Genomic DNA, 6695 nt, shown 5'->3' on the forward strand with positions numbered 1-6695 from the left:
GTGGCTAAATTAGATGCCGATGTTTCATATGGTGTAGCGGGTCAAATTGGATTTAATTTCCAACCAGCAGATGCTAAAAATTGGGGTGTGTTTGTGGATGCACGTTACGCAGATCTAAATACAGATCTTGAAGCAAAAACTGCTGATGGTACAAAAATCGATTTAGGCGAATTTGGTATTGATCCTTGGGTCTACACTATTGGCTATAGCTACAAATTCTAAGTTTTGGAATTATCCAAAAGCCTTATCTACGGATAGGGCTTTTTTTTGCAAAATAACAACGATTTATAACGTGATTTAATTGAGCAGATTCGCCCTGTTCAAATATATTGAATGCAATAAAGTTAAAGATAATCTGAATACAATAAAGAGAATAGGAAGATCAAGAATGAAGTGGTTGCTTAGAAGTGGATTGGTCTTCTTTGTGGTCTGGACGACCCAAAGCCATGCAGCAAGTTTTGACTGCCAGAAAGCCCAGTCACAAACTGAGAAAGCGATTTGCCAAAATCGTGTACTGAATGATGCCGATGTCAAAATGGCCACCAGCTATAATATTATCCGTCATCTTGTGCCGATGGGGACACGTTCGGTCATTCAGCGAGATCAGATCAAGTGGTTGCAGTTTCGTGATCAGTGTCAGGAGTCTGTCGACTGTCTGACGCAGGTGTATAAAATGCGCCAGCAACAGATCGACTTGCAATTTGACCGGGTCTATCGTCAAGGACCATTTTAAGTGGTGAATTTTTTTGCATGAAAATCACTAGATACTATTGAAAATTAAACAACTCACTCCATTCATATAGGCATCAGCTTAAGTCTGTTTCCAAGAATGAAAGGAGTAAAGAATGAGCGAGTCAAACGCACAAAAGCATAGTTTCCAGGCCGAGGTGGCGCAGTTACTGCACCTCGTGACACATTCGCTATACTCAAACCCTGAAATTTTCCTGCGTGAATTGATTTCAAATGCTTCAGATGCATGTGATAAGTTACGCTTTGAAGGGATCAATCATCCTGAATATTATGAAAATGAACCTGACCTGCGTGTACGGGTTAGCCTCGATCAAGACAACAAAACCATTACTATTTCAGACAATGGCATTGGCTTAAGCCAGCAAGAAGCCATTGATAATCTGGGGACGATTGCCAAATCAGGGACCAAAGACTTTATGTCGAAACTCACTGGTGATCAAAAAGCTGATGCTCAGCTGATCGGTCAGTTCGGTGTAGGTTTCTATTCAGGTTTCATCGTAGCGGATAAGATCACCGTAGAATCCCGTCGTGCAGGCACGGATAAGTCTGAAGGTGTTCGCTGGATCAGTGGCGGTACGGGTGATTTCGAAGTTGAACAGATCACTAAAGAAGGCCGGGGTACGGACATCATCCTGCATTTGCGTGAAGATGCTCTGGATTATCTGCAAAGCTATAAAGTAAAGCAGATTATTAATAAATATTCTGACCATATCAGCCTGCCTATCCAGATGCAGAAAGAAGTCTGGCAGGAAGAAGAAGCTGCAGAGGGTGAAACACCAAAAGGTGGTCAATATGTGAAGACGGACGAGTGGGAAGCGATCAACTCTGCCAGTGCTTTATGGACCCGTAATAAATCTGAGATTACTGAAGAACAGTATGTCGAGTTTTATAAGAACCTGACTCATGACTTTGCTGCACCGCTGGCTTGGGCGCATAACCGTGTTGAAGGTAGCACAGAATACACCCAACTGCTTTATGTACCAAGCAAGGCTCCACAGGATATTTTCACCCGTGATGCCAAAGCAGGGATCAAGCTGTATGTGAAACGTGTCTTCATTATGGATGATGCGGATAACCTGATTCCAAACTATCTGCGCTTTGTACAAGGTGTAGTAGATAGTGCAGATTTACCATTAAATGTAAGCCGCGAATTACTACAGGAAAGCCGTGACGTCAAAACGATTCGTGAAGGCAATACCCGTCGTATCCTGACCATGCTGGATAATCTGGCCAAGTCTGAAGATGAAAAAGATCAGGAAAACTTCAAAACTTTCTACCGTGAATTTGGTGCTGTGCTGAAAGAAGGTTTGGGTGAAGATTTTAGTAACCGTGAACGCATCCTGAAATTACTGCGTTATGCGACCTCAACCAATGATGAAATCAGTACTTCATTGGCAGACTATAAAGCTCGCATGAAGGAAGGTCAAAAGGCTATTTATTATGTAACGGCTGACAGTCTGAATGCAGCGAAAAATTCTCCTCAGCTGGAACTGTTCAAGAAAAAAGGCATTGAAGTTCTCCTCATGTCTGAGCGCGTAGATGAATGGGCAATGAACTTCGTGCATGAATTTGATGGTACGCCGTTGCAGAATGTATCTAAGGGTGCAGTAGATCTCGGTGATCTGCAAGATGCTGAAGAGAAGAAAGCGCTTGAAGCAGCTGCTGAGCAGTTTAAGCCTGTAGTCGATAAACTTACGGATTCCTTGAAGGATAAAACTAAGGAAGTGCGTGTAACAACTCGTCTGGTAGATTCACCAGCCTGTCTGGTGACAGGAGAAGGGGAGTTATCACCACAATTGATCCGGATGCTGAAAGATGCGGGCCAGCCTGTACCGGATATGAAACCAATTTTAGAGATCAACCCTGAACATCCATTAGTGAAAAAACTGGAAGGCACTACCCAGTTTGATGACCTGGCCAATGTCATCTTTGATCAGGCGGTGATTGCTGAAGGTGGTTTACCAGAGAATCCGGCGGAGTATGTAAAGCGTATTAACAGTCTGTTATTAGCTTAATTTTCAGAGTTAGAAAAACCCTTCTTATAGAAGGGTTTTTTTATGACTATTCACTGGAAATATTAGACTATAAAAGGGCTTTAATCTGGAAAACCCATCATCAAAATAAAAAAATACATTAAAGTATTTCATTTGATAAACAGATAATAAAATAAAAAATAATTTATAATAACGATTGTTAAGTTAATAGAGATATAGATCATGAAATCAGTAATTGTAATGAGTTTGGCAACTGCTGTACTTATGTCCACAAGCCAGCTTGCTATGGCGAATACCAGTGCTGAAAAAGTGGTGCGTACTGATCGTATAAGTTTCTATAAACCTATGAAAATGGAAGCTCAACAGGTTGAACGTGTACAGCGTACCGATCGTGTAGTGTTTAACAAAGCCACTCTGGATCAGCCATCTTTGCAACCTAAACGTGTAATGCGTACAGACCGTATTATGTTTAGCAAAATTTAATGAATGACGATTGTATCGGATTGAAAAAGCCCATCTGACATGGGCTTTTTGCATATATAGCACTACTGATTTTAGAAAATAGCTTCTAAGCGGACTGCGGCACCTAGGTAATGACTCCGATCCTCACGGTGGTCATTTAAATAATTGACATCAGTCTGCACAAAGAACCATTCACGAAGAAAAGGCTGGCGCCAAGAGGCATAGGGTCCCCAAGTATTCAGGCGTAGATCTTTGTCATTCATATAACCCCCAGTATAGAGGCCGTAACTGAAGCGGTGAGCATTAAAGAACTGGTGCTGTCGAAAACTGTAATTATTCCAGCGTAAATCATCATCCTGTTCATCTGCATAGATCAGGCTGAACTGGTTAGAGAGAAAAGGTTGATTAGGGCGCGCATGGGTTAATTCCAGGTTGGTTCGCAGATAGTTTTCACTATCAATCCCGTAACGATAGATCTGTTCGGCATGAAATGAGAAGTCATTATGTAGTGCCCAATCTCGACTTGCTTTTACACGGACATAGATATCATCGCCAGAACGAACCCCCAGATCCAGATCAGTTTCAAAAGGGAGTTTTTTAGAAAGTTCCGACCAGCGCAATGCGAGAGAGCTGTTATTTTCTCGTGTCCGGCTACGGTCCAGCCGTCTGTCAGGCGCATTGCCTGGATTCTCATTGGTAATTGTGACATTGTCATTCAGTTCATTATCGAGGCTGTCATCACCAAAAACCACACTGAGTTTACGCTCTAATGTGGGAAGCTTGATTCTGCCACGAATACGGGGTTTGACTTCATATTCATCATATTTGTTCCAGCTATTATCCACGATCACCCTCAGGGTCGCACGTGCAGGTTCATTTTCATCAGGGTCACCAAACCAGTTGTCAATTTTATTTGCAGTACGGTTAGTCCAGTGACGAATCCCTTTTTGTTTTCGATCTACCCAGGTATTTTCCTCAGTCTCATGGGTACTGGGAACGATAGGTTCACTCGACTGCTCCGGTAAAAAGGTAGGTGTGCTATCTATGAATCGCGGAATATAGTCAAGGAAACTAAAGCTTTTGGAAGGCTCTGCTTCCTGCTCATCAGCCTCGGCTGTTTGACTTGTATCAGAAGATTGATCAAGCCCGGCCCAAAGTATCGGGCTAACACTTGTTAAACTGATCAGTAAGAAAGATGCGGGCAAAATCCGGCTTTTTTTCATAGGGCTATTCTTGCTCTTTTTCTTTATATTTCAAGAATAAGTTTGCAGAATTGCATCTAATAAAAGCAACCAGAACTACAAAATTACATCAATTTTTCCAAAGCCTTATCTAGGATGCTTGCATAAAGTTCTGCTACCGCCACAGGCTCTTTAATCTCCAGCAGAATCTGGTGGATCAGCTGCCAGTTAATTTGCTGATCACGTTTCAGAATCAAGCACGGGTACATCTGTTCCGTGGAAGACAGCTTGAGACGTTGTTCCCCATGAATTACACGTAATTTTTGACGTTCCTGTAGTAACAGGAGGGGAGTATGAAAGTTGGCTGGCTGCTCATCAAATAGAATAAATTTTTTGGTGGTAATCTGATGCAGAGGAATAAATGGGAAATAATCCTTTTGTTGCCAGATCAAGCGGGCCTGTTCAGAATAAGTTTGATAGAGCGAATCAAGCTGTAAGAATTTAGTACTTAATTCAACAGCGCTAATCGTTTTAATAGCAGCAATATGATAATTCTGTTGTTGTCCCCAGAACTGCATTAACTGTATGGCTTGCTGCCATTCACTTGTCCCTAATAGCATACAATAGTGGCTAAAGCGTCCCGTGCTATCTATCTGCTCAGCCAAGTAAACTGGTTGAGAGTTCCAGTCTATATGTGCCTGATAATGCCAAGCCATTTTGAGATGTTGCAGGGATGAATCAGAAGCCAGTCTTAATTCAAAAAGATGATGATTACCTATTTCGACCAAGCTAACATCAGAAACCTGAAATAATAAATCCTGAAATTCTAGAGTCGCTGGAATATCGGGTACTGCGACGCTTGCTTTATTCTCTACTTGTGGTTCGTCTGGCTCTGAATGACTTAAATCTAATTCTGCTAAAGGTACGATTGTCTGAAGCACATTTGAAGCTTTTTGTTGAACGGGTAAAATTTGAGGATTCGCCCAAATCTCATGTTTGGAGATATAAGTATTTATAGACGGTTCAGGAAGCTTATCTTCAACCATCTCTAAAGACAATGGGGTTGCAGTAGCTTGTAATTCATGATCACTTTTCAAACATGAAGAAAGCTGTTGCTGGTGTAACAGCCAGCCAAAGCTCTGCTCTATATCAAGGTTCCATTCACTGATCAATGCAGTACGTTGAGGTGCTGGGATCAGCCAGATTTGCCAGCCACGTTTAGGATCATGCAAGAAAGCCCAACCTGAAAGCGGGTGAGCATACAGGGCTTCCTTTAGATGATCTGCATTGAGAAAAAAACCACGGAAGCTATGGTAATAATGGGTTTCTCGAGCAAATTCCTGTGCAGCAAGTTCAGGTTGAAGCCGAGTTTTGAATGCCAGCAGCTGTTTCTTGAAAACAGGCTCATTGCACTGCTGGAAAATTTCTTGCACACGTTTTTTAGAGCGGACTACTTCATATAAGCTGAGACTACGATGATCCAGATCATATCCTAATTCATGCAGTTCTTTAATCAGACGTACTTTTTCAAGAGCATTCATCATCGTCATCTATTATAAATATTTAAGTGCTTTATCCAGGCTTTTGGCCAGAATGATATTGGCGGCCAGTTCAATCAGTTTATATTCAGTTGAGTTAGGATCGGTATAACGTTCGGCTAACTGCAACAGATGATCAACCGGAATCGCCTGTGGTGAAATTTGACCTTGTACTAAAGCTTGCAATTCATTCATGACAAAACTTGTCACATATAAAAAATGATCATTTTTTGATTATATGGAGGAAAATATAAAAATGTTATTTTTTATCAATTATTTTCTAGAAATGTAGCGCGATAAAATTTTGAAGGGTGTGGAAGATCACCTGGATGAATCATGGATCAAAATATTTAGGTAATTGAAATAAGCTTGAATATAAATTTAATCGTTTTCTGTCATGTAGTACTGCAAAAATAAAAAACAGGCTGAATATTTCAGCCTGTTTTTTTTAAGAAAGAAGCTAGAAAATTAAGCTTCTTTTACAGTTTCAGCAGTATCCGCCGCAACAGTTTCAACTGCAGCCGCTTTTTTTGCTGGAAAGTCAGGTGTGTAGACAATTTGCGCAGTTGCAGTTACTGAAAGTGCCATTACCGTTGCAGCCAGAACAAATTTAATTGCGTTCATAATATGACCTTTATAAGCTGATGTTCAATATATTGAACTGGGAGAAAATCGAACCTTATTTGTGTGAAAATGATACCAAAGCGGCAGTATTAAAAAATGATTGATTCGGCAATTTTATAAAAAATAATAAAATTTTATTTATAAAA

The 6695-nt window shown here is 40.9% G+C and carries 8 protein-coding genes; 4 read left to right on the forward strand and 4 right to left on the reverse strand.

Annotated features, from left to right (window positions below; all coding sequences use genetic code 11):
• The 4 genes from B4033_RS01070 to B4033_RS01085 form a co-directional block, all read left to right on the forward strand.
• On the forward strand, window positions 1–222 hold a 222-nt coding region (locus tag B4033_RS01070; RefSeq protein WP_286831266.1), incomplete at its 5' end, for an OmpW family outer membrane protein.
• A 166-nt stretch (window positions 223–388) separates the two neighbouring features.
• A complete protein-coding gene (locus B4033_RS01075; RefSeq protein WP_262478585.1) occupies window positions 389–733 on the forward strand; it encodes a lysozyme inhibitor LprI family protein in 345 nt (114 codons plus the stop codon).
• 112 nt (window positions 734–845) lie between these two features.
• Window positions 846–2765 carry a molecular chaperone HtpG gene (htpG, locus tag B4033_RS01080; protein ID WP_286831270.1) on the forward strand — a complete coding sequence of 640 codons (1920 nt, stop codon included), beginning with the start codon at window positions 846–848 and terminating at the stop codon, window positions 2763–2765.
• 201 nt (window positions 2766–2966) lie between these two features.
• Window positions 2967–3227, forward strand: a complete 261-nt coding sequence (locus B4033_RS01085) for a hypothetical protein (protein ID WP_004813538.1) — start codon at window positions 2967–2969, stop codon at window positions 3225–3227.
• 71 nt (window positions 3228–3298) lie between these two features.
• On the opposite strand, the gene B4033_RS01090 is transcribed toward B4033_RS01085, so the two are convergent.
• The 4 genes from B4033_RS01090 to B4033_RS01105 form a co-directional block, all read right to left on the reverse strand.
• Window positions 3299–4429, reverse strand: a complete 1131-nt coding sequence (locus B4033_RS01090; RefSeq protein ID WP_286831274.1) for a hypothetical protein — start codon at window positions 4427–4429, stop codon at window positions 3299–3301.
• Between the two features lie 83 nt (window positions 4430–4512).
• Window positions 4513–5931 (reverse strand): hypothetical protein, encoded by a 1419-nt coding sequence (locus B4033_RS01095; protein ID WP_286831277.1) that lies wholly within the window; start codon window positions 5929–5931, stop codon window positions 4513–4515.
• A 9-nt stretch (window positions 5932–5940) separates the two neighbouring features.
• Window positions 5941–6120 carry a hypothetical protein gene (locus tag B4033_RS01100; protein WP_005220731.1) on the reverse strand — a complete coding sequence of 60 codons (180 nt, stop codon included), beginning with the start codon at window positions 6118–6120 and terminating at the stop codon, window positions 5941–5943.
• A 273-nt stretch (window positions 6121–6393) separates the two neighbouring features.
• Window positions 6394–6549 carry a hypothetical protein gene (locus tag B4033_RS01105; protein ID WP_004890542.1) on the reverse strand — a complete coding sequence of 52 codons (156 nt, stop codon included), beginning with the start codon at window positions 6547–6549 and terminating at the stop codon, window positions 6394–6396.
• Window positions 6550–6695: the final 146 nt, after the last annotated feature.

The organism is Acinetobacter sp. UBA3132 (assembly GCF_002364825.1).
GTDB lineage: Bacteria > Pseudomonadota > Gammaproteobacteria > Pseudomonadales > Moraxellaceae > Acinetobacter > Acinetobacter schindleri.